This window comes from Arthrobacter sp. BI5 (assembly GCF_056680065.1).
This window is the reverse complement of record NZ_CM155264.1, coordinates 388,061-408,408: the sequence shown is the minus strand read 5'-3', so window position 1 is coordinate 408,408 and position 20,348 is coordinate 388,061. Positions and strand designations below refer to the sequence as shown.

The window sequence follows — 20,348 nt, the reverse complement described above, 5'->3', positions numbered from 1 at the left end:
GCTTTGTTGGCCCTGTTTAGGCGAAGGGTTCCAGCTCGACGCCGGCTTTTTCCAGCGCTGCGCGGACGGCGGCGGCCACCGCGACCGAGCCGGGGGTGTCTCCGTGCAGGCACAGGCAATGCGGCGAGAGCGTCACCACGGTGCCGTCGACCGCCACGACCTCGCCCTTGAGCGCCAGGCGGAGCGCACGCTCGACGATCTCGTCGGGATCCTCGATCACCGATTCCTCCTCCAGGCGCGGCACCAGGGTGCCGTCGGGGAGGTAGGTCCGGTCAGCGAAGGCTTCGTGGAACACAGGGTGGCCGGCTTCGCGGGCAAACCGGAGCAGGGCCGAGCGCTCCAGGCCCAGGATGGGCAGGCCCGGATCGTAGGCCTGGATGGCGGCGACCACGGCGGCGGCCTGCTCTTCGTCGTGCACGGTGCGGTCGTAAAGGCCACCGTGCACCTTGACGTAGTCCACCGAGGCGCCCACCGCATGGGCGACGCCGTCGAGCGCCCCCAGCTGGTAGAGGACCACCCCGAACAGGTCGTCAAAGGTCATGTCCATGGCGCGGAGGCCGAAGCCGGCCAGGTCCGGGTAGCCCAGGTGGGCGCCCACCCTGACGTCGAGTTCGTAGGCCGCGCGGCAGGTGTCCAGCATGGTGACCGGGTCCCCGGCGTGCATACCGCAAGCCACGCTGGCGCTGGTGATCAGCGGGAACATCGCGGCGTCATCGCCCATGGTCCAGGAGCCGAAGGACTCCCCCAGGTCAGCGTTCAGATCCACCGGTTCCGCCTTCCAGATCCGGGCCGGCGTCAGCGGCCGGAGCGCCGGGCTTCAGCTCGCCGGGGATGGTCACCGGCATAGGGCCGAAGGCCTCCTTGGCGTTTTCGATGACGGCGCGCCCCATGATCCGGTTGCCGACGCCGCCCACCACGGCGCCGACGCCGAAGGGCAGGGCCCGGCCCAGCAGCGCCGTGCCCTGGCGCTTGAGCAGGTTCCGCAGGAAGGCCCGCTGGATCCGCTCCCGCACCGAGCCAAAACCGATCATCGGCGCCCGGCGGGCGAACAGCGTGCCCCAGGCCTGCGTGGGCCCTTTGCCCTGGCCGGCGGCCTGGCCGCTGAGGGAGCTCAGCAGGGCCGTGCCTTCTTCGCCGAGCATGATGGCCATGACCAGCGTGCTGGCCCGCTCCGGATCCACCATCCGCACCCCGTGCAGTTCCGCCAGCGAAGTGGCGAACAGCGCGGTGGCCTCCAGGAAGCCGACGGTTGCGGCGGCGGAGAGGCCCAGCGCGGCGACAGTGCCGACGCCGGGGATGACGGCGGAGCCGCCGACGAGCGCACCGCCGCCGGTGACGGCGGTCAGGTAGTTGCGTTCCAGGATGGCTGCGAGCTGCGCCGCGGTGGCCTGCGGGTGCTTCCGCTGCAGCCGGCGCAGGTTCGCCAGGACCAGTGGCCGCTGGATTTCCACCGCGCGCAGGAGCATGCTGTGGACGCCGGGCTTGGGCTTGCCGTCGGCGTCGAACATGGCGCTGTGGGCGGTCTTCTGGGCAATCTTCATTGCCGGGTTGCTGCGCTTGGCCATCATCGCCTCTCCGTGAACCATAAGGGTGCTGAACTTCGTCCAGCCTTAACACTAGGCCACGTGCCCGCCGGCCGCGCCTGGACGGCCGCTAAAACGCCCACGACTCGGCCAGCGCGATGAAGGCCGAGGAGGACGGGCCCAGCGGGCCCGGGTAGACCGACGGCCCGCCCGGCCACTCCACCCCGAATTCGGCGAGCCGTCCGGAGCTGCAGGGCAGGTACACATTGCTCAGGGCGGCGCTGGTTTCGCCGAGCTGGAAGTCGGGGGCGGCGAACTGCCGCCGGTCCAGGACGCCGGTGATGGCCAGCTCCGCCTTGTGGCCGGTGGCGCGGAAGCCCGACGCCGGGTCCACCTGCACGGTGAACTCGTCGTGGGTGTGGCTGATCCCGGCCAGCGGGAAGCGTGCCGCCTCCGGGAAATGGCGGGTGAGTTCGGTGGCCAGAGTCTCCGCGAGCGCTGCATTGGCGCCGTAGCTGCGCCAGCCCTGCAGGGTGGCCACCAGCAGGGCGCTCCCGGCACCCCAGCGGGACCAGTCGGCCTGCCAGAACGTGGCGAAGCAACTGGCCGGTTCGCCCGGAACCTGGGCTCCCCGGGAGTCCACCGGGTGCAGTGCCAGGCCCGCGTTGATCCCCACCAGTGCCAGGCTGCGCCGCGCCGGTGCGGTGGCCGTTTTCTCCATGGCAGGAGCCTAACGGGACGGCAACGGCTGCGGCCGGAAGCTCCCTGCCTCCGGCCGCAGCCGTGTCCCGCAGCGTTTTTGCCGCCGGTCTGGGTCCCGCTTGGCGTTCCCGCCTGGCGGTTACCCGCCTGGGCGGGGGTGGCGCGGGGCGATGCTTACCGCGGGGTGCGGATCAGCTTCTTGTTCACGAACTCGTCCATCCCGAACCGGCCCAGTTCACGCCCGACGCCGGAGCGCTTGACGCCGCCGAACGGCAGGTCCGCCTGCGTTTCGGCCACGGAGTTGATGAAGACCATGCCCGTGTCCAGGCGGTCCGCGACGTCCCGGGCCTTGTCCGCGTCCGCGCTGAAGACCGAGCCGCCGAGGCCGTACGGGGAGCCGTTGGCCAGTTCGATGGCCTCCTCGACGCTGGCCACCTTGTAGATGACCGCGGCCGGGCCGAACAGTTCCTCGGAGAAGGCGCGCATCTCCGGCGTGACATCGGTCAGCACGGTCGGCTCCACGAAGGCCCCGGGGCCGTCCACGTGGTGGCCGCCGGTCCGCAGGGTGGCACCCTTGTCCACGGCGTCCTGGATCTGTTCGATCAGGCCGTCCGCGGCGCTCTGCGAGGAGAGCGGACCGAACTTGGTGTCTTCCTGTTGCGGATCTCCCGGCTTGATCCGGGCCATCCGGGCGGTGAACTTCTCCACGAAGGGTTCGTAAAGGTCCTCGAGCACAATGAACCGCTTGGACGCGGTGCAGGCCTGCCCGGCGTTGCCCATCCGGCCGCCCACGGCGGCCTTGACGGTGGCGTCGAGGTCATCGGAGTCCAGCACGATGAAGGGGTCGCTGCCGCCGAGCTCCAGCACGTACTTCTTGAGGTTCCGGCCCGCGACTTCGGCCACGGCCGCGCCGGCCCGCTCGCTGCCGGTCAGGGAAACACCTTGGATCCGGGTGTCGGCGATGACCTCGGCAACCTGGTCGTTGTCCAGGAACAGGTTGGTGTAGGCGCCCTCCGGGAGGCCGGCGTCCTTGAAGATGTCCTCGATCGCGAGGGCCGACTGCGGGCAGCTGCCGGCGTGCTTGAGCAGGATCGTGTTGCCCAGCACCAGGTTGGGCGCGGCGAACCGGGCGACCTGGTAGTAGGGGTAGTTCCACGGCATGATGCCCAGCAGGGGCCCGATCGGGGCGGAGCGGACAACGGCGGAGCCGCCGCCCTTGACGTCCAGCGGCTCGTCCTTGAGGAAGTCCGGGCCCTCCGTGGCGTAGTAGTCGTAAATGTCGGCGACCAGCTGCACTTCGCCGCGGGACTGGGCGAGGGGCTTGCCCATTTCGGTCGCGATCAAGCGGGCCAGCTCATCCTGGCGTTCCCGGTAAAGCTCGGCAACCCGGGCGATTACCTTGGTGCGTTCCTCGACCGGGGCCGCGCGCCATTCTTGGAATGCCTGCTGGGCGGCCGCGAGCGCTTCTTCAACTTCGGCCGACGTCGCGAGCGGAAATTCCTTTTCCGTTTCTCCGGTTGCGGGGTTCACTGTCTTGTAGGCAGTCATAGGTCCACCATCTCCGTTTCTGGCTGGTTTGAGCCGGTTCGGGCGCGGACCGCAGGTGGCGCCCGGTACGGCGCCGACGGCGGTTCCCGCCCAGTGCGTGGGGCCGGCCTGTCCGCTAAGGCAGCACCGGGTCCCATAGGCGCCAACCGGCACCTACCCCGGACTATTCCATCCGTGCACCCGGCGGCGGCCGCCTCCTGTCCGGCGGCGGCCACCCTCAGGTCTTTCGCTACAGCGACACGTCGCCGCAGAGGTGGACCTGCACGCCCAACTCCGCGAAGAAAGCAGCCTTGGCTTCCAGCGCCTTGTCCGCCGTCGCGGCGTCCGGGGCGTAGACCACCTGGGCGTGGTTGGCCTTGTGGCGGGCCATCAGCTGGTCCCGGCTGACCCCATTGAGGACGGCGTGCATGATCGGCCACTGCGGGTCGGTCGCGTCCAGCCGCCGGCGGGTCTCCTCCTCCGGAAGCTCGACGACGTGGCCGCGGCCGAGGTCCACGTGCAACCGGTCGTCCATGATGAACACCCGTGACCAGACGATCTCCCCGGGCTTGGAGACGCCGCTGAGGGTACCGCCGCCCAGCGGGAAGAACATGGCGGGCTGGCGCATGCTGTAGGACTTGTCGTACCCGCCGTTGTGGGAGGCCGGCACGGAGCCGGAGATTTCGAAGACCCAGACGAATTCGCCGTCGTAGTCGGCGCCCCAGCGCACATCGTGCAGCGTGGTGGCGGGGTCGAGGCCCATCGCGGTCCAGATCCGGTTGGTGATGAGCGCGTCGACGGCGACCCCTTCGTCCACTTCGTTGAAGTGCGGCAGCGCCTTGCCGGCGAACAGCTCGCGGCCCCCGTCGCGGGAGTAGACCGGTGGCCGCTGGACGTTGTTGAGCAGGCCTTCGGCCAGGTCCGAGGCCGGGACGGTGTCCTTGAGGCCCTGCTGGTACTGGATGCCGACGGCGTCGACTCCGTAGTCGTCCGAGATCCGCAGCGCCGCGATGTACATCTTGAGCTGGTTGTGGACCTGGTCGGGGGTCAGTTCCGTCGCCGGGTCGGTGCCGAAGTGGAAGGTAAGGCCGGCGTCGTCGAGCCAGCTCTTCACCGCGTCAGCCTCGGCGTCCGGGACTTTCTGCATCTCGGCCACGAGGGCGCTTTGGGAGAGCCGCTCCTTGTAGATGCCCAACGGGTTGAGCATTTCGTCGTCGATGATGGCGTTGTACATCCCCATGCAGCCCTCGTCGAAGACGCCGATGATTGCTTTGTCCGCCATCAGCTGCTGCGCCAGGGCGCGTCCCAGCCGGACCTCTTCCGTGTCCGCCAGCGGCGGCAGCTCGCGGACGTGGCTGGTGTCGTGGGTGATGCTGCCGGAGGTGAGCCAGTCCTTCAGCTTGCCCACCGCCCATTCGTCGGTGAAGTCTTCGCTCCACAGCGCGGAGTAGTCGACTTTAGCCTTTGTCAGGCTTCCGGTGAGGTTAAGCAGGCCCACCAGCCCGGGGAAGTCACCGGCCCAGTTCGCCACGACCAGGATCGGACCGCGGTGCGTGCGCAGGCCGGCGAGGACGTGGTGGCTGTACTGCCAGACGGCCTCCACCACCACCACCGGCGCCGTCGGCGGAATATTCTTGAAGACCTCCATGCCCATGCGCTGGCTGTCGATAAAGCCGTGCCCGGTGTCCGGGTTGACGCCGTGCGCACGGACCACCTGGTAGCCGAGCGATTCCACGGCCGCGGCGAAGTGCCCTTCGAGCTGCTGCTGGGTGGGCCAGCACTTGGTGTTCGCGGCGAGCCGGAGGTCGCCGCTGCTGATGGTGTAGACCGTGTTGGCCTCAGCGGCGGGGGTCTCCGCGACGGCCGGGAAGGTGTAGTTGCTCATGGTGTGGGTTCCCTTTCGAGGTTTTGGGGGCTCAGGCGCTCCTCGCGTCCGGCCAGGGCGTGGGCGATGTCCTGCGTGGCCGGATAGAGCCGCAAATAGAGGTCGTACAGCTCGTCATAGTCCGCGGTGAGGGCGGGGTTCGGGTGCACGGTCCGGGCCGGCGGATTCCATTCGCTGATGCTGACCTCAGCAACGGCCCCTGCGGCCAGGTACGCTGCACCGTAGCTGGCGCCGATTGTCTGGCTCGGAATGAGCTGCGGCTGCCCGGTCACGTCGGAGACGATTTGGGTCCACAGCTCGCCCTGGGTCCCGCCGCCCACCGCCACGATGCGCCGGATGTTCCCGCCCGCGCGCTCCATGGATTCGATGTTGTGCCGGACGCCGAGCGCCGTGGCCTCCAGGGCAGCCCGGTAAAGGTCCCCGCGGGTGTGCGAAAGGGTCAGCCCGGCGATGATGCCGCGGGCCTGCGGATCCGCCACCGGGGTCCTTTCGCCGGCAAAGTAGGGCAGCATCAGCAGTCCCCGCGCGCCCGGGCCGGACGCGGCCGCCAGCTCTAGCAGTTCCGGGAAGTCGAGGGACCCGAAGAGTTCCTTGAGCCACGAAGTGACCGCCCCGGAGGTGGCCATCCCGCCGGCCAGGTTGCGGGTTCCCTCGAAGGCACCGACCGTTCCCCACAGCTGGGGAGAAGTCACCCGGTCCGGCACGGTGTTCACGAGGAACATCGTGGTGCCGTACATCAGCATGAGGTCGCCGTTGTTCTGGCCGTCCACGCTGACGGCTTCGCTCCAGGCGTCGATCGTTCCGGCAATGACCGGCACCCCGGCCGGCAGCCCGGTGGCGGCGGCGGCGTCCGGGGTGACGTGTCCGGCGGTGTCGCCGGGCCAAAGCAGCGGCGGAAGTTCCAGTCCGGGGGCGATCTGGTCCGCGTAGGGGGGATACCATTCCAGCGCCCCCGTGTCGTAGAGCGGTGTGCATTGGCTGGCCGAGTGGTGGTCCAGCACGTACGCTCCGGTCAGCTGGTACGCGAGCCAGGACGAGGGCATGAAGAGCCGGCGGCTCATCGCGAACACTGCCGGCTCGTGCCGGTCCAGCCACGCCAGCTTCGGCCCGACCGCCTGCGTGGACAACACGGAACCGCAGCGTTCCATGATGACGTCGCCGCCGCCCAGCCGGGCGGTGAGCGACTCGATCTGCTCGGTGGCCCGCGAATCGATGCCGTAGAGGATGGCCGGGCGCAGCGGGGCGCCCTCCGCGTCCGTGACCAGGACGCAGGGACCCATGCCGCTGACGCCGACGGCGACTATTTCCTCGGCCTCGCCCGCACCGGCCAGCAGTTCACGGCTGATCGCGGTGAACTCCTCCCACCACAGGCGCCCGTCCATCTCAGCCCAGCCCGGCCTGGGCCGGCTCACATCATGGCTGCGCGACGCGGAGCGGAGCACCCGGCCGTCCAGGTCCACGACGACGCCTTTGCTGCTGCTGGTGCCGATGTCCACGCCGAGCACCGCCCGCGTCCGGGCCGGCTGCTTCGTCACGTTACCGGCCTCAGGCGCAGGCCCTGCATGCCGCCGTCGACCGCGAGCGACGTTCCGGTCGTGGAGCCGGCGGCGGGCGAGGCCAGATAGGCGATGGCGGCCGCCACCTCGTCCGCCGTGACCAGGCGGCCGTGAGGCTGGCGGGCGTTGAGCGCGGCGCGTTCGGCCTGCGGATCATCGCTTTGGTCCATCAGGCGGCCGATCCAGGGCGTGTCCGCAGTGCCCGGGTTCACGCAGTTGACCCGGATGCCTTCGCGGATGTGGTCCGCGGCCATGGCCAGCGTCAGGGACAGGACAGCGCCCTTGCTGGCGCCGTACAGCGCCCGCTGCGGCAGTCCGGCCGTCGCCGCGATGGAACACGTGTTGACGATCGCGGCAGCCGGCGAGCGGCGCAAATGCGGCAGTGCGGCGCGGCTGACCCGGACCATGCCGAGCACGTTGATGTCGAACACGCGGTGCCATTCCTCGTCGTCGTTGTCGGCGATGGTGCCCTGGGCGCCTATCCCGGCGTTGTTGACGACGACGTCGAGCCGGCCAAAGCGCCCGGCCACTGCATCGACGGCCGCGACTACGGAGGCGTCGTCGGCCACGTCGCAGCGCACCGCGAAGTGCCCTTCGGCGGCGTCCTCCGGGTTCAGGTCCAGGACCGCCACTGCGGCTCCGGCTGCGGCGAGCCGCGCCGCCGCGGCGGCCCCGATGCCGGAGGCGCCGCCGGTCACAATCGCGACCAGCCCGTCCATCTCCGTTGTCATGTTTTTCCTTTCCAAGATGTTGATTCAGGTGCGCTGCGCCGGCCGGCGCCGGCAGGCACGGCGCGGACCGCCGGTTCAGGCCTGCGCGAAGACTTGCCGCTGGCGGCCGAGGCCCTCGATCTCTACCTCGACGACGTCGCCGGCCTTGAGGTACGGGAATTTGCCGGAGAGCGCCACGCCCTGGGGCGTGCCGGTCAGGACGACGTCACCGGGCTCCAGAGTCATGTACTGGCTGAGGTGGTGGATCAGGAAGTCGACCGGAAAGACCATGTCCGCTGTGCTGGAGTCCTGCCGCGGCTCGCCGTTGACCCAGCTTCGGAGGCGGAGCCTGCCCGGGTCCACCTCGTCGGCCGGCACAAGCCAGGGGCCGAGCGGGGAAAATCCGGGCGCACATTTGCCCTTGGACCACTGGCCGCCGGACTCCTCGATCTGGAAAGTGCGTTCAGACAGATCGTTGGCAACCAGGTAGCCCGCGATGTGCGCCGCGGACTCCGCCGGCGACCCGAGGTAGCTGGCGCGCTGGCCGATCACCACCCCGAGTTCGACCTCCCAGTCGGTCTTGGTGGAGTTGCGCGGGATGAACGCCGCATCGTCCGGTCCCGCGACGGTGTTGGGCGTCTTGAGGAAGATGATGGGCACCTCGGGCGGGAGCGCTCCGGATTCCGCGGCATGCGCGGCATAGTTCATCCCTACGCAGATGACCGCGGAGGGACGGACGATCGGGGCACCGGTCCGGACCCCCGCCGCGTCCAGCGGCTCGAGTTCCCCGCGCTCCAGGGCGCGCCGTGCGGCCGCGATTCCCCCACTGGCCAGGAACTCGCCAGTGATGTCCCGGGTCAGGGAAGATAGATCATATGTCTTTTCCGTTCCTGCGCCATCAACGGCAATAACGGCGGGTCGTTCCGCTCCCGCGGCGCCCAGGCGAACCAACTTCACACTTCCTCCAAATCGGGCATCATTGCCCGCCGCTAACCCGGCAGCCGGGCCGGCCGCACGGAAAGGTGTCGCACACCACAATACAGACCACACCGTCGTTGACAAGCCATACATCGGATGTTTACTGTCGAAATCACCGCCCGACCGGGCGACGCGACATCCCCGGCATTGCCCGGAGCATGAGGAGTTCCCACGTGAGTACCATCACCGCCGTCACGGTCAGTGACGTCCGCTTTCCGACCTCGTCGTCCCTGGACGGCTCGGATGCCATGAACCCCGACCCGGACTACTCTGCGGCGTACCTGGTAATCGGCACCGACGCCGGGGACGGCCTCGAGGGCCACGGCTTCGTCTTCACCATCGGGCGCGGCACCGAAGTGGTCGCCAGCGCCCTGACGGCCCTGACTCCATACCTCCAGAACCGGAACACCGAGGAGCTCCTGGACGACATGGGCGGGACCTGGCGCTCCATGGTGCACGACTCGCAGCTGCGCTGGCTGGGTCCCGAAAAGGGAGTCATGCACATGGCCATCGGAGCCGCCATCAACGCCCTGTGGGACCTGAAGGCAAAACGCGCCGGGCTGCCGTTGTGGCAGTTGCTCTCCCGGTTGTCCCCCGAGGAGCTCGTTGACCTGGTGGACTTCCGCTACCTCAGCGATGCGCTCACTCCGGATGAGGCCCTCGATCTCCTGCGCAGCGCGGCGGCCGGGCGGGCGGACCGCGAGTCAGAGCTGCTCGGGGCGGGCTACCCGGCATACACCACCACCCCGGGCTGGCTCGGCTACGACGACGCCAAACTCGCCCGACTGTGCCGCGAGGCCGTCGCGGACGGCTTCCCGCTGGTCAAGCTCAAGGTGGGCGCCAACCTGGAAGATGACGTACGGCGGCTGCGCGTTGCCCGGGACGCCTGCGGTCCGGGCATCGATATTGCCGTGGACGCGAACCAGCGCTGGGACACGGCAGAAGCGATCGAATGGATCCGCGGCCTCGGCGACCCCAACCTTGCCTGGGTGGAAGAACCCACCAGCCCGGACGACATCCTGGCGCACGCCGCAATCGCCCGCGCCATCGCGCCGGTTCCGGTGGCGACCGGGGAACATGTCCAGAACCGGGTGGTGTTCAAGCAGATGCTGCAGGCCGGGTCGCTCGAGGTGCTGCAGCTTGACGCGGCGCGGGTGGCCGGCGTGAACGAGAACATCGCCATTTTGCTTCTCGCGGCGAAATTTGGCGTCCGGGTCTGCCCGCATGCCGGCGGCGTGGGGCTCTGCGAAGCCGTCCAGCACCTCTCGATGTTCGACTTCGTGGCGGTTTCCGGGCAGCTGGAGGGCAGGATGATCGAGTTCGTCGACCATCTGCACGAGCACTTCGTCGTCCCCGTCGACGTCCATGGCGGCCGCTACTGGCCGCCTGCCGCTCCCGGTGGCGGAAGCGAAATGAAAGCGCACTCGCTCGCGGAGTTCGCCTTCCCCGCCGGTCCGGCGTGGTCCGCTCCGGTTGAAGCTGTGGCAGGCTAATCCAATGAGCACAGCCCCGGAACGCATCGCATTGCACACCCGGCTCAAGGCCGGCCGCGAGGCCGACTACGACCGGATCCACGCGCGGATCCCCGTCGAGCTCGCGGCTGCCATGCGCGCGATCGGCGTCCACAGCTGGCGGATCTGGCGCAGCGGGCGCGAACTTTTCCACGTCGTGGAGGTCGACGACTACGCCAAAATGCGCAAGTTCCTGGCCGACCATCCCGCGAACATCCCCTGGCAAGCGGAAATGGCCGAGCTCCTCGAGGTCGAGGACGACTATTCGGGCGAGGACCGCGGCATCCCGATGGTGTGGGAGCTTGCACGGCAATGACGCAACTGCCTCTCGGCCGGCTGGGCTACGGCGCCGCCGCTCTCGGGAACCTTTACTCGAGCATGGGCGACGACGACGCCCGGCGCACCCTGGAGGCCGCCTGGCTCGGCGGTATCCGCTATTTCGATACGGCGCCGCACTACGGACTCGGGCTCTCGGAACGGCGGCTCGGTGACTTCCTGCGCACCCGCCCCCGGGATGACTACGTCATTTCAACCAAAGCCGGCCGCCTGCTGGAGCCGAACCCGACGTACCGACCCGGCGAGCTGGACACCGAGGGCTTCGCGGTACCCGCCCGCAGCAAACGACGGTGGGACTTCACCGAACGCGGCATCCGGCAGAGCCTCGAGGACTCGCTGAACCGCTTGGGCATCCCGCAAGTGGACATCCTCTACCTGCATGACCCCGACGCCTACAACATGGGCGCAGCGCTCACTGACGCCCTGCCTGCACTGCAGCGCTTGAAGGGCGAAGGTCTCGTCCGGGCCATCGGGGTGGGATCCAACTCCGCGGAAGCCCTGCGCACGCTCATCGACCGCAGCGAACTGGACCTGGTCATGGTCGCCGGCCGCTTCACCTTGCTCGAGCAGCCTGCCCTGGCCGGCCTGCTGCCCCGGTGCGTTGAACTCGGCGTCGGAGTCGTTGCCGCCGGAGTGTTCAACTCGGGCATCCTGGCCAAGGCCAAAGTGCCCGCAACCGCGCATTACAACTACGAACCGGCGCCGCGGGAGCTGTTGTCCCGGGCCCGGCGCCTGGCCACCGTCTGCGCCACGTTTGGCGTGGCTCTGCCCGACGCCGCCATCCAGTACCCGCTGCGGCACCCGGCCGTGCGCAACGTGGTCATCGGGGCGCGGGGCGCGGAGCAGATCAACGCCAATATCGCCGGCATGGACCGACCGCTCCCCCTGGAGCTCTGGGACGCGCTCGAAGCGGAGGAGCTGATTCCCCGATGAGCGGGCTGCCCACGATCGACTCGCACCTGCACCTGTGGAGCCTTGGCCGCAGCCGGTACCGGTGGCTGGATTCGGTGCCGGAGCTGAAACAGGACTTCACGGCCGGCCATGCACGCGCCGAGCTCGATGCGGCGGCAGTGGCGGAGGCGATCCTGGTCCAGGCCGACGACACGCTGGAGGACACCGCGTTCCTGCTGGAAACCGCCGCCGCGGAACCGTGGATTCGCGGCGTAGTCGGCTGGATCAAGCTGGACTCCCCTGCCCATGCGGCAGCGCAGCTGGACCTGTGGCTGGAATCGGACAAGTTCTGCGGGGTCCGGCACCTGGTCCACGACGATCCGCGGGACGGCTTCCTCGCCCTTGCCCCGGTCCGCGAATCACTCGCCCTGCTCGCCGCGGCCGGCCTGCCCTTCGATGTCCCGGACGCGTTTCCGCGCCACCTCGGAGCCACCGCGGAGCTGGCCCGGGCGCTTCCGGAACTCACCGTCGTCGTGGACCATCTGGGCAAGCCGCCGCTCCCGGACCCGGCCGCGATGGCACTGTGGCGCCGCGAACTCGCCGCGTGCGCCGCCCGCCCCAACACCGTGGCGAAGCTGTCCGGCCTTCATATTCCCGGTGCGGAATATACCGTCGCCGCGCTGGAGCCGGTGTTCCAGGACGCCCTCGAGCTGTTTGGCCCGGCACGGCTCATGTACGGCGGCGACTGGCCCGTGTCGGTCATCTCCGGCGGCTACCAGCCCACCTGGCAGGTGCTGCATGAACTAATCTGCACGCTCAGCACGGCTGAACAGGATGACATCCTCGCCGCCACGGCGCACCGCGTATACCGCCGCGCCGCAGGGGCCTGATCCCCTCGCGCCCGGGCCCGAGATGACCGGGTCTAAGATGTTTTTCAGGCGTGCCGACGCCGGATGCATAGAACGGCGCTTTCCATGACAAACCCCCCAGCCGCGGCCACCGCCGCGCAGAGCGATGCCGCCCCGGCCAAGATGGTCAAGGACGCGTCGCTGCCGATGTACAAGCAGCTGTGCGACCAGCTGATCCGCGAAATCTCGACCCGCAAGCTGGCCCCGGGTCACCGGCTCCCCGGCGAGCACGGCATGTGCGAGCTGTACGGGGTTTCCCGCACCGTGGTCCGGCAGGCGCTGGGGCAGCTCGAGCACGACGGCGTGATCGAACGGGTCAAGGGCAAGGGCACCTTCGTGGCTCCCCGCAAGGTCTCCGAAAGCCTGGTCCACACCCTCCGCGGCCTCTACGCGGACGTGGAATCCCGCGGCGGCCGCGTCTACAGCGATGTGCGCCGCTTGGAACTGGTCCCGGCCGACGAAACAGTGGCCGACGCGCTCCGGATTCCCAAGGGTGAACCCGTCGTCGCCCTCGAGCGGCTCCGTTACGTCGAAGATTCCCCGTGGTCCCTCACCACCACCTACCTCCCCGGCGACATGGCGGAGATTGTGCTCGGCGCCGACTTCCGGAACCAGTCGCTCTACGCACTGCTGGCCAGCAACGGAATCCGGGCGCACCACGGCATCCGCTCGGTTGAGGCCACGGTGGCGAACAAGACCCAGGCCGAGGCGCTGGGCATCGTCAAGGGCGCCCCGCTGATGCAGCTGCGGAGCATCGTCTACGACGCGGCGGACCGGCCGCTGGAGTTTTTTGTGGCCCACCACCGCGGGGACCAGAGCCGTTTTGAAGTGGTCATCGACGCCGCCTCGGCGGGCTCCGGCACGGCCGGCTTCCACCGCGTCACCACCGGCTAAGCTCTGCGGGCCGCGCGGGCCCGCTCCTCCTGACGATTCCCAAGGACCCCCTTGGCATGTAACCTGTAATTACAGGTTGCCGCTTCGGCAACGGACTATTTGCTGATTCTCAGGAGACTTCTGCCCGTGAGCGAATTCATCACACCCCCCGTTCCGCCCATGACCATCCGGTTCGACGCGCAGGCCGGCACTCTGTCGCCGCAGGGCCCCACCTTGGAACGCCGCATGTCGGACCTGGAGGGCCTGTTCGCGGACAGGGACGCCTGGAACGAGGCCGTGGCGAACGGCAATCCCGTGGTCTACTCGGTGGTTTCGACCCCGGTGCCGGAAGCGGACCGGGAACTTCCGCAGTCCATCACCACGATTGAGCCCGGCACCACCGGCGGGGAGTTCTGGATGACCAAGGGCCACCAGCACCCGAACCACCAGGGCGAGATTTACCTGGGCATCTCCGGCCAAGGCGGCCTGCTGATGTTTGATGGTGAGAACACCTCCTGGGTGGACATGGCGCCTGGCGTGATCGGCTACATCCCGCCGGGCTGGGCACACCGCAGCATCAACGTCGGCTCCGAGCCCTACAAGTTCCTCGCGGTCTACCCCGGCGGCGCCGGCCACGACTACGGCTGGGTCCTGGAGCACGGCATGGGCCAGCGCATCTACTCCGCCGACTCGGGACACGAGTTCGCACCTTTCTTCGCAGCACAGGCCTAGGACGGAAGGACCGGTCCCATGATCATCGCTCACGATCTCGGCACGACGGGCAACAAGGCATCCCTGCACGAGGCTGACGGAACCCTCCTGCGGGCCGTCACCATCAGCTACGAGCCGCATTTCGCTGCCGGCGGCCGCGCGGAGCAGGATCCCGATGTCTGGTGGAATGCGGTGGTCCAGGCCACGCAAAAGCTGCTGGCCGAGACCGGGGTCGATCCGGCGTCGGTGCAGGGCCTCGTGGTCGGCGGTCAGATGATGGGGGCCGTGCTCCTCGACGGCAACTATGCCCCGGTCCGGCCCGCCCTGATCTGGGCCGATCACCGGAGCGTCGCCCAGTCCGACGAACTGGCGGGGGCCTTCGACGAGCAGGAGGCCTACGCCATGCTCGGCCACCGGATTAACCCCACGTATTCGCTGAGCAAAGTCATGTGGGTCCGGGACAACGAACCCGAGGCCTTCAGCCGGGTCCGCCACGTCTGCCTCGCCAAGGACTACGTGGTGCACCGGCTCACCGGGCGGCTCGCGACGGACCACTCTGATGCCTCCGCCACGAACGCCTACGACCAGACCACCGGAACCTGGTCCGAACGGATGCTGGCCGCCGCCCGGATCGATCCGGCGCTGTTTCCCGAAATCCTCAAGTCCACCGACGTCGTCGGCACCCTCACCCCCGCCGCCGCGGCGGCCACCGGCCTCGGACCCGCGACGTCGGTGGTGATGGGCGGCGGCGACGGCCCGGTGGCGGCCGTGGGCGCAGGCGTCGTCTCCGAGGCCGACCAGGCGTACGTGTACCTGGGCTCCTCCTCGTGGGTGCAGATTGTCACTGCCGCGCCCTTGATCGACCCGCTCCGCCGGACCATGACGTTCGACCACGTCATCGACGGGAAGTACGTCCCCACCGCGACCATGCAGGCCGGCGGGGCGTCCCTACAGTGGGCCGTCGGGCTGTTCTCCGACCGCGCCGAGAAGGACCGCTTCGACCGGCTTATTGCCGAAGCGTCCGGGGCGACCGCGAGCGAGTCGGGGTTGTACTTCCTGCCGCACCTGCTCGGCGAGCGCTCGCCGTACTGGAACCCGCAGGCCGCCGGCGCCTTCGTGGGTCTTGAGATGCACCACGGCCGCGGGAACATGATCCGCTCCGTCCTTGAAGGTGTGGCCTTCAACCTGGGGACCTGCGTCGACGCCTTCAACGGGGCCGGGGCAGCCATCAGCCGGATCGACGCGATCGGCGGCGGTGCGGCCAGCGATACCTGGCTGCAGATCATGGCCGATGTCTGGGGCGTGACCGTCCGGCGCCGGAGCATCGTCGAAGAGGCCAACAGCCTCGGGGCCGCCGTCACCGCCAGCGTGGCACTTGGGCTCGTGGACGACTTCAGCGTCGCCCGGGACCTGTCGCGGGTGACCGCCGAATTCCAGCCGGACCGCGAAGCGCACGAACGCTACGCCGCCAGCCACCAGACGTTCCTTGACGCCTACGGCCAGCTCGAACCGTGGTTCCCCACCCGGCGGGGGAAGCACTGATGCCGGTTATCCTCGTCACCTCCCGTTCCTTCTCCTCCGGTGAACAAGACCTGGTCTCCCGGCTGGAAGGCCGCGGCTACACCGTCCGGCGGGGGCCGGCGGACCACTCCCTGGACGCCATCGGAGCCGATCTTGCGGTGGCCGATGGGTGGATTGCCGGAACGGGTGAAGTCACCGCTGCCCACCTGGACGCGGCGCCGCGGCTGAGGGTCCTGGCCCGGTACGGGGTGGGTTTCGAAGCCGTGGACGTCCAGGCCGCAGCGGACCGGGGGGTGGTGGTCACCAATACCCCCGGCGCGAATTCCAACGCCGTCGCCGAGCACGCCGTCGCTCTCATGCTGGCTGTCCTGCGCACCATCCCGGAGGGCGACCGCCAGGTGCGCGACCGGGACTGGTCCGTCATACGTGGCCGTGAGCTGGGCTCGCTGACCGTTGGCCTGGTCGGCTTCGGCCGGATCGGGCAGATCGTGGCGCGGCTGCTCTCCGGTTTCGGTTCCACCGTCTACGCCTCCGACCCGTTGATGGGCCCCGAACTGATCCGGAGCCTCGGCGCCGAACCGCTGGACCTGGCGGGCATGGCGGCGAGATGCGACGTGATCTCGCTGCACGCGCCCGGCGGCCAGCAGCTAATCGACGCGGCCTGGCTGGCCGGGGCGGCCAAACCGCTCGTCCTGGTCAACACCGCCCGCCCGGAACTCGTGGACGAGGAGGCCGTCGCCGAGGCCCTGCGCACTGGAGCGCTGGCCGGCTTCGCAGCGGACACCCTGCGCGGCGACACCAGCGGGCAGGACTCCCCCGTGCTGGATCCGCGGCTCACTGCACGGGTGGTCATCACTCCGCATTTCGGTGCGCAGACCGTGCAGGCAGTTGACGGCATGGGATCCATCGCCGTGGACAACCTGCTGGCCGTCCTGGAAGGACGCACTCCGCCCAACCCCGTCAGCCCGACTCCTATGAAAGTGAACTAATGGCCGACCTTCTCAAACTGAGGCAGACCGGGATCCTCGCCGTTGTGCGGGCTCCCAGCGCCGAGAGCGCCCTCCGCGGCGCCGCCGCCCTGCTGGAGGGGGGCGTAACCGGGCTGGAGATCACCTATTCCACCCCGGACGCCCCCGGCGTCATCCGCGCCCTGCGCGCCGAATACGGCGACCGCATCTACCTGGGTGCCGGCACGGTGCTCACCAGCACCCAGGCGGAGGACGCCGCCGACGCCGGCGCAGAGTTCCTGGTCAGCCCCGGCACCGTCGCGGAAACCGTCACGGCAATGAAGTCCACCGGATCCCTCGTCATGGCCGGCGCCCTGACGCCCACCGAGATCCTCACGGCAGTGGCCCTGGGTGCCGACGTCGTCAAAATCTTCCCCGCCTCACTCGGCGGCCCTTCCTACTTCCGGGCGCTCCGCGGCCCGCTGCCGGACGTACCACTGATGCCAACCGGAGGCGTCGCCCCCGGCAACATCGGCGAATGGTTCGACGCCGGAGCCGTCGCCGTCGGCGCCGGCAGCGACCTCTGCTCCACCGCCGACCTCGCAGCATGCCGCTATGACCTGGTCCGCGAGAAAGCGCTCAACTTCAGCGCCGCATTGGAAAGGACGCTTGCATGAACGGCTACATGGGATTTGTTGGTGTGACCACCTCGGGGTCCTCGATCATGAAGATTTTTCCGGAGTGGGCGCGGATCCTCCAACTGCCGACCAACCGCCTCACCGGCCACGATCTGCCCCTGGGGGCCAGCAGGGAACAGTACCGCGAGCTCGTCACCCGGATCCGTGACGACAAGAACCACCGCGGCGCTCTGGTCACAACCCACAAGATGGACCTGTACCAGGCCGCCCACGACCTCTTTGACGAGATCGACGAATTCGGCCGGCTCTGCGGCGAGATCTCCAGCATCTCCAAACGGGACGGCCGGCTGATCGGCCACGCCAAGGACCCCATCACCGCGGGCCTGGCGCTCGAGGAATTCCTGCCGCCGGGCCATTTCAAGGAAACCGGCGCCCATGTGGTCTGCCTCGGTGCGGGCGGCGCCGGGACGGCTCTGACGTGGTACCTGGCGGGCCACGCCGACGCGCCGGAGAAGATTGTCTGCACTGACACCAGCCCGGCCCGCCTCCAGCACCTCGCCGACGTCCACGCCCGTGGCCAGCTCCCCGCCGGCCTCTTCGAGTACTGCCTGATCGAGCGCCCTGAAGACACTGCGCGCGTGCTGGCTGATGCCCCGTCGGGCAGCCTGGTGGTCAACGCCAGCGGCCTCGGCAAGGACCGGCCGGGATCCCCCGTCCCGGACGGGGTCGATTTTCCGCCGGACGCCATCGTATGGGAGTTCAACTACCGCGGCTCCCTGGAATTCCTTGCCCAGGCCCGCGTGCAGGCGAAACGGCGGCAGCTGACAATCGTGGACGGCTGGCGCTACTTCATCCATGGCTGGAGTCAGGTGATCGCCGAGGTGTTCGACGTCGAACTCACGGACCAGCTGCTGGACCAGTTGGCCGAAGCCGCAGCCAGCGCGAGATGAACTTCGTCCGCACGGTCCTCGGAGACATCGAGCCCGCGTCCCTCGGCCCGACGAACTACCATGAGCACCTGTTCCAGTCCTCTCCGCTGCTGCCGGGAGACGAGCTGGACGACGAGGTGCTTTCCGGCCGCGAGGCAGCCCTGCTGCGCAACGCCGGCATGGCGGCGATGGTGGAGGCGACCCCGCTCGGCTTAGGCCGCAATCCCGCGGCAACGGCGCGCATCGCCGCGGCCTCCGGGCTGGATATTGTCGCCACCACGGGTGCCCACCGGGAGGCTCACTACCCCGCGGAGCACTGGCTCCGCGGGGTCGCTGAAGAGAAGCTCGCCCGGCGGTTCACGCTGGACCTCACGGCGGGCTGCGGGATACCCGAAGAATCCGCGGAACGCCCAGGTCCCGTCGACGGCCCTGAGGCGTCCGACGACACCGTGCCGGTCCGCGCGGGGATGCTGAAGGCCGGGATCGGCTACTGGTCAATCACCGATTTCGAACGCCGCGTGCTGACGGCTGTGGCGGTGGCCCACACCGTCACGGGCGCCCCGGTCATGGTGCACTTGGAGTTCTGCACCGCGGCCCATGAATTGCTCGACCTCCTGTCCGCCGCCGGCGTCCCGGAGTCCCGGGTGATCCTGGCCCATGCCGACCGCAACCCCGACGCCGCCCTGCACCTCGAGCTGGCGTCCCGCGGCGCCTATCTGGGTTACGACGGCATGGCCCGCCCCAAGGGCCGCACGGATGCGGAGATCATCACCCTCGCCGAGCAGGTCATCGCGGGCGGCGGTGGCGGCCGGCTGCTCCTCGGCGGTGACGTCGCCCGACGCACCCGGTACGTCTCCTACGGCGGGATGCCGGGCCTGGCATATCTGCCGGAACGCTTCGTTCCGCGGTTGGCCGACCGCGTCGGCGCAGCCGCCGTGGACCGGATCCTGGGCGACAATGCCGCCCGGGTCCTGCAGTGGCGCGCCGGTCCCGAGCCGGACTAGGCAGCGCCGGCCGCCTGCAGTACGCACGGCACACAGAGAGAGGCCCCGAAACCTTCCGGGGCCTCTCTCTGTGTGTGCGCCCTATAGAGCGCAGCAGCTCAGTTGTGAAGCAACTTAGCGGTGCAGCACCTTACTGGTAGAGCACAGCCGCGATCTTGGCGTCGTCCATGTTGTTCTTGTCGTACCAGTAGAACGGGGTGTCGGTGACCTTTTCCAGGGACTTGCCCTTGGACGCGTCGATCGCGGCCTGCACCGTGGCTGCACCCATGCCGATCGGATCCTGCGTGATGGCGCCGGCCATCAGTCCGCTGCGGATCGCGTCGAGCTGGGCCTTGCCGGAGTCGAAGCCGATGACGGTGAGCTTGCCCGGCTTGAGGCCGAGTTCGGTGACCGCATTGACGATGCCCACGGCCGAGCCTTCATTGGTGCCGTAGAGGCCCTTGAGGTTCGGGTGGCCCTGGATCATCGCTTTGGCAATGTCAGCGGACTTCAGGTGGTCGCCGTCGCCGTACTGCACGTCGACAACCTTGATGTCCGGGTACTTGGCCTTCATCTCGTTCAGGAAGCCGTCACGGCGCTCCACGCCGGTGCTGTTGATCTGGCTGTGGCCGACGACGGCGATTTCGCCGCTCTTGCCGATCAGCTCGGCCATGTGGTCGGCCGCCATGGCGCCGGCATCCATGCTGTTGGTCTTGGCCAGGTTCACCGGGTAGTCGCTCTTGCAGCCGGCGTCGAACTGGACCACCGGGATGTTGGCGGCCTTGGCCTGCTCAATCGCCGGAACACAAGCTTCCGGGTCCAGCGCTGCGTAGGCGATGGCCGTCGGCTTCTTGTCGATAGCGGCCTGGAGCATCTGCAGCTGCGAGTCGACTTCGGTTTCGGCAGCCGGGCCCTCGAAGGTGATCTTGACGTTGAGCTCCTTGGCCTTGTCCTCGGCCCCCTTCTTCACAGCCTGCCAGAACTGGTGCTGGAAGCCCTTGGAAATCATGGCCACGTAGGGGGTACCGCCGCTGTCGCCGCCGCCGCTGGGGCTCGCGCTGCCGGAGCCGCCGCCGCAGGCGGTCAAGGAAAGAGCTGCAGCGAGGACGCCCGCCGCGAGGGTCTTTTTGCCGAGTTTCATGTAGATCTCCATCCAGTGAGCGGGCCGGCAACATTGCGGGCCCTTGACCATTGTTGTTGGTTTCGAACGTTAAGTACA

At 68.8% G+C, this 20,348-nt stretch carries 20 protein-coding genes; 11 read left to right on the top strand and 9 right to left on the bottom strand.

What is annotated here, in order from left to right; translation table 11 throughout:
* Positions 1-16 precede the first annotated feature (16 nt).
* The 8 genes from AC1MED_RS01980 to AC1MED_RS01945 form a co-directional block, all read right to left on the bottom strand.
* Positions 17-766: a LamB/YcsF family protein gene (locus AC1MED_RS01980; protein WP_479785204.1), complete on the bottom strand. Its 750-nt coding sequence runs from the start codon at positions 764-766 to the stop codon at positions 17-19.
* Positions 750-1,565, bottom strand: a complete 816-nt coding sequence (locus AC1MED_RS01975; protein WP_479786743.1) for a hypothetical protein — start codon at positions 1,563-1,565, stop codon at positions 750-752. The genes AC1MED_RS01980 and AC1MED_RS01975 overlap by 17 nt, the downstream gene beginning before the upstream one ends.
* A gap of 88 nt (positions 1,566-1,653) precedes the next feature.
* A complete protein-coding gene (locus AC1MED_RS01970; protein WP_479785203.1) occupies positions 1,654-2,244 on the bottom strand; it encodes a hypothetical protein in 591 nt (196 codons plus the stop codon).
* Between the two features lie 155 nt (positions 2,245-2,399).
* Positions 2,400-3,773, bottom strand: coding sequence for an NAD-dependent succinate-semialdehyde dehydrogenase (locus AC1MED_RS01965; protein ID WP_479785201.1), 1,374 nt, complete (start codon positions 3,771-3,773; stop codon positions 2,400-2,402).
* A 229-nt stretch (positions 3,774-4,002) separates the two neighbouring features.
* Positions 4,003-5,637, bottom strand: coding sequence for a fucose isomerase (locus tag AC1MED_RS01960; protein ID WP_479785199.1), 1,635 nt, complete (start codon positions 5,635-5,637; stop codon positions 4,003-4,005).
* Positions 5,634-7,172 (bottom strand): FGGY-family carbohydrate kinase, encoded by a 1,539-nt coding sequence (locus AC1MED_RS01955; RefSeq protein ID WP_479785198.1) that lies wholly within the window; start codon positions 7,170-7,172, stop codon positions 5,634-5,636. The genes AC1MED_RS01960 and AC1MED_RS01955 overlap by 4 nt, the downstream gene beginning before the upstream one ends.
* Positions 7,169-7,924 (bottom strand): SDR family NAD(P)-dependent oxidoreductase, encoded by a 756-nt coding sequence (locus AC1MED_RS01950; RefSeq protein ID WP_479785196.1) that lies wholly within the window; start codon positions 7,922-7,924, stop codon positions 7,169-7,171. The genes AC1MED_RS01955 and AC1MED_RS01950 overlap by 4 nt, the downstream gene beginning before the upstream one ends.
* A 75-nt stretch (positions 7,925-7,999) precedes the next feature.
* On the bottom strand, positions 8,000-8,860 hold the full coding sequence (locus tag AC1MED_RS01945; protein WP_479785194.1) for a fumarylacetoacetate hydrolase family protein: 861 nt from the start codon (positions 8,858-8,860) through the stop codon (positions 8,000-8,002).
* Between the two features lie 194 nt (positions 8,861-9,054).
* On the opposite strand from AC1MED_RS01945, the gene AC1MED_RS01940 reads away from it, so the two are divergent.
* The 11 genes from AC1MED_RS01940 (at position 9,055) to AC1MED_RS01890 (ending at position 19,150) form a co-directional block, all read left to right on the top strand.
* Entirely contained in the window at positions 9,055-10,374 is a 1,320-nt protein-coding gene (locus tag AC1MED_RS01940; protein ID WP_479785192.1) for an enolase C-terminal domain-like protein, read from the top strand.
* A gap of 4 nt (positions 10,375-10,378) precedes the next feature.
* Positions 10,379-10,708, top strand: coding sequence for an L-rhamnose mutarotase (locus AC1MED_RS01935; RefSeq protein WP_479785190.1), 330 nt, complete (start codon positions 10,379-10,381; stop codon positions 10,706-10,708).
* Positions 10,705-11,661: an aldo/keto reductase gene (locus AC1MED_RS01930; RefSeq protein ID WP_479785188.1), complete on the top strand. Its 957-nt coding sequence runs from the start codon at positions 10,705-10,707 to the stop codon at positions 11,659-11,661. The genes AC1MED_RS01935 and AC1MED_RS01930 overlap by 4 nt, the downstream gene beginning before the upstream one ends.
* On the top strand, positions 11,658-12,509 hold the full coding sequence (locus AC1MED_RS01925; RefSeq protein WP_479785187.1) for an amidohydrolase family protein: 852 nt from the start codon (positions 11,658-11,660) through the stop codon (positions 12,507-12,509). Before AC1MED_RS01930 ends, AC1MED_RS01925 begins: the two co-directional genes overlap by 4 nt.
* An 84-nt stretch (positions 12,510-12,593) precedes the next feature.
* A complete protein-coding gene (locus tag AC1MED_RS01920; RefSeq protein ID WP_479785185.1) occupies positions 12,594-13,421 on the top strand; it encodes a GntR family transcriptional regulator in 828 nt (275 codons plus the stop codon).
* 126 nt (positions 13,422-13,547) lie between these two features.
* Complete coding sequence (locus AC1MED_RS01915) at positions 13,548-14,132, top strand: glucose-6-phosphate isomerase family protein (protein WP_479785183.1); 585 nt, start codon at positions 13,548-13,550, stop codon at positions 14,130-14,132.
* Between the two features lie 18 nt (positions 14,133-14,150).
* Positions 14,151-15,653, top strand: a complete 1,503-nt coding sequence (gene xylB / locus AC1MED_RS01910; protein WP_479785181.1) for a xylulokinase — start codon at positions 14,151-14,153, stop codon at positions 15,651-15,653.
* Positions 15,653-16,621 carry a 2-hydroxyacid dehydrogenase gene (locus AC1MED_RS01905; RefSeq protein WP_479785179.1) on the top strand — a complete coding sequence of 323 codons (969 nt, stop codon included), beginning with the start codon at positions 15,653-15,655 and terminating at the stop codon, positions 16,619-16,621. The genes xylB and AC1MED_RS01905 overlap by 1 nt, the downstream gene beginning before the upstream one ends.
* Entirely contained in the window at positions 16,621-17,256 is a 636-nt protein-coding gene (locus AC1MED_RS01900; RefSeq protein WP_479785177.1) for a bifunctional 4-hydroxy-2-oxoglutarate aldolase/2-dehydro-3-deoxy-phosphogluconate aldolase, read from the top strand. The genes AC1MED_RS01905 and AC1MED_RS01900 overlap by 1 nt, the downstream gene beginning before the upstream one ends.
* Positions 17,253-18,167: a shikimate dehydrogenase family protein gene (locus AC1MED_RS01895; protein ID WP_479785175.1), complete on the top strand. Its 915-nt coding sequence runs from the start codon at positions 17,253-17,255 to the stop codon at positions 18,165-18,167. The genes AC1MED_RS01900 and AC1MED_RS01895 overlap by 4 nt, the downstream gene beginning before the upstream one ends.
* Positions 18,164-19,150, top strand: a complete 987-nt coding sequence (locus AC1MED_RS01890) for a phosphotriesterase family protein (protein WP_479785174.1) — start codon at positions 18,164-18,166, stop codon at positions 19,148-19,150. Before AC1MED_RS01895 ends, AC1MED_RS01890 begins: the two co-directional genes overlap by 4 nt.
* 130 nt (positions 19,151-19,280) lie before the next feature.
* On the opposite strand, the gene AC1MED_RS01885 is transcribed toward AC1MED_RS01890, so the two are convergent.
* Positions 19,281-20,270, bottom strand: a complete 990-nt coding sequence (locus AC1MED_RS01885; RefSeq protein ID WP_479778077.1) for a substrate-binding domain-containing protein — start codon at positions 20,268-20,270, stop codon at positions 19,281-19,283.
* Positions 20,271-20,348 lie beyond the last annotated feature (78 nt).

Coding starts and splice junctions, on each gene's coding strand:
- AC1MED_RS01975 (WP_479786743.1), bottom strand. CDS start 1,565: ATGGCCAAGCGCAGCAACCCGGCAATGAAGATTGCCCAGAAGACCGCC.
- AC1MED_RS01970 (WP_479785203.1), bottom strand. CDS start 2,244: ATGGAGAAAACGGCCACCGCACCGGCGCGGCGCAGCCTGGCACTGGTG.
- AC1MED_RS01965 (WP_479785201.1), bottom strand. CDS start 3,773: ATGACTGCCTACAAGACAGTGAACCCCGCAACCGGAGAAACGGAAAAG.
- AC1MED_RS01960 (WP_479785199.1), bottom strand. CDS start 5,637: ATGAGCAACTACACCTTCCCGGCCGTCGCGGAGACCCCCGCCGCTGAG.
- AC1MED_RS01950 (WP_479785196.1), bottom strand. CDS start 7,924: ATGACAACGGAGATGGACGGGCTGGTCGCGATTGTGACCGGCGGCGCC.
- AC1MED_RS01935 (WP_479785190.1), top strand. CDS start 10,379: ATGAGCACAGCCCCGGAACGCATCGCATTGCACACCCGGCTCAAGGCC.
- AC1MED_RS01930 (WP_479785188.1), top strand. CDS start 10,705: ATGACGCAACTGCCTCTCGGCCGGCTGGGCTACGGCGCCGCCGCTCTC.
- AC1MED_RS01925 (WP_479785187.1), top strand. CDS start 11,658: ATGAGCGGGCTGCCCACGATCGACTCGCACCTGCACCTGTGGAGCCTT.
- AC1MED_RS01920 (WP_479785185.1), top strand. CDS start 12,594: ATGACAAACCCCCCAGCCGCGGCCACCGCCGCGCAGAGCGATGCCGCC.
- xylB (WP_479785181.1), top strand. CDS start 14,151: ATGATCATCGCTCACGATCTCGGCACGACGGGCAACAAGGCATCCCTG.
- AC1MED_RS01905 (WP_479785179.1), top strand. CDS start 15,653: ATGCCGGTTATCCTCGTCACCTCCCGTTCCTTCTCCTCCGGTGAACAA.
- AC1MED_RS01900 (WP_479785177.1), top strand. CDS start 16,621: ATGGCCGACCTTCTCAAACTGAGGCAGACCGGGATCCTCGCCGTTGTG.
- AC1MED_RS01895 (WP_479785175.1), top strand. CDS start 17,253: ATGAACGGCTACATGGGATTTGTTGGTGTGACCACCTCGGGGTCCTCG.
- AC1MED_RS01890 (WP_479785174.1), top strand. CDS start 18,164: ATGAACTTCGTCCGCACGGTCCTCGGAGACATCGAGCCCGCGTCCCTC.
- AC1MED_RS01885 (WP_479778077.1), bottom strand. CDS start 20,270: ATGAAACTCGGCAAAAAGACCCTCGCGGCGGGCGTCCTCGCTGCAGCT.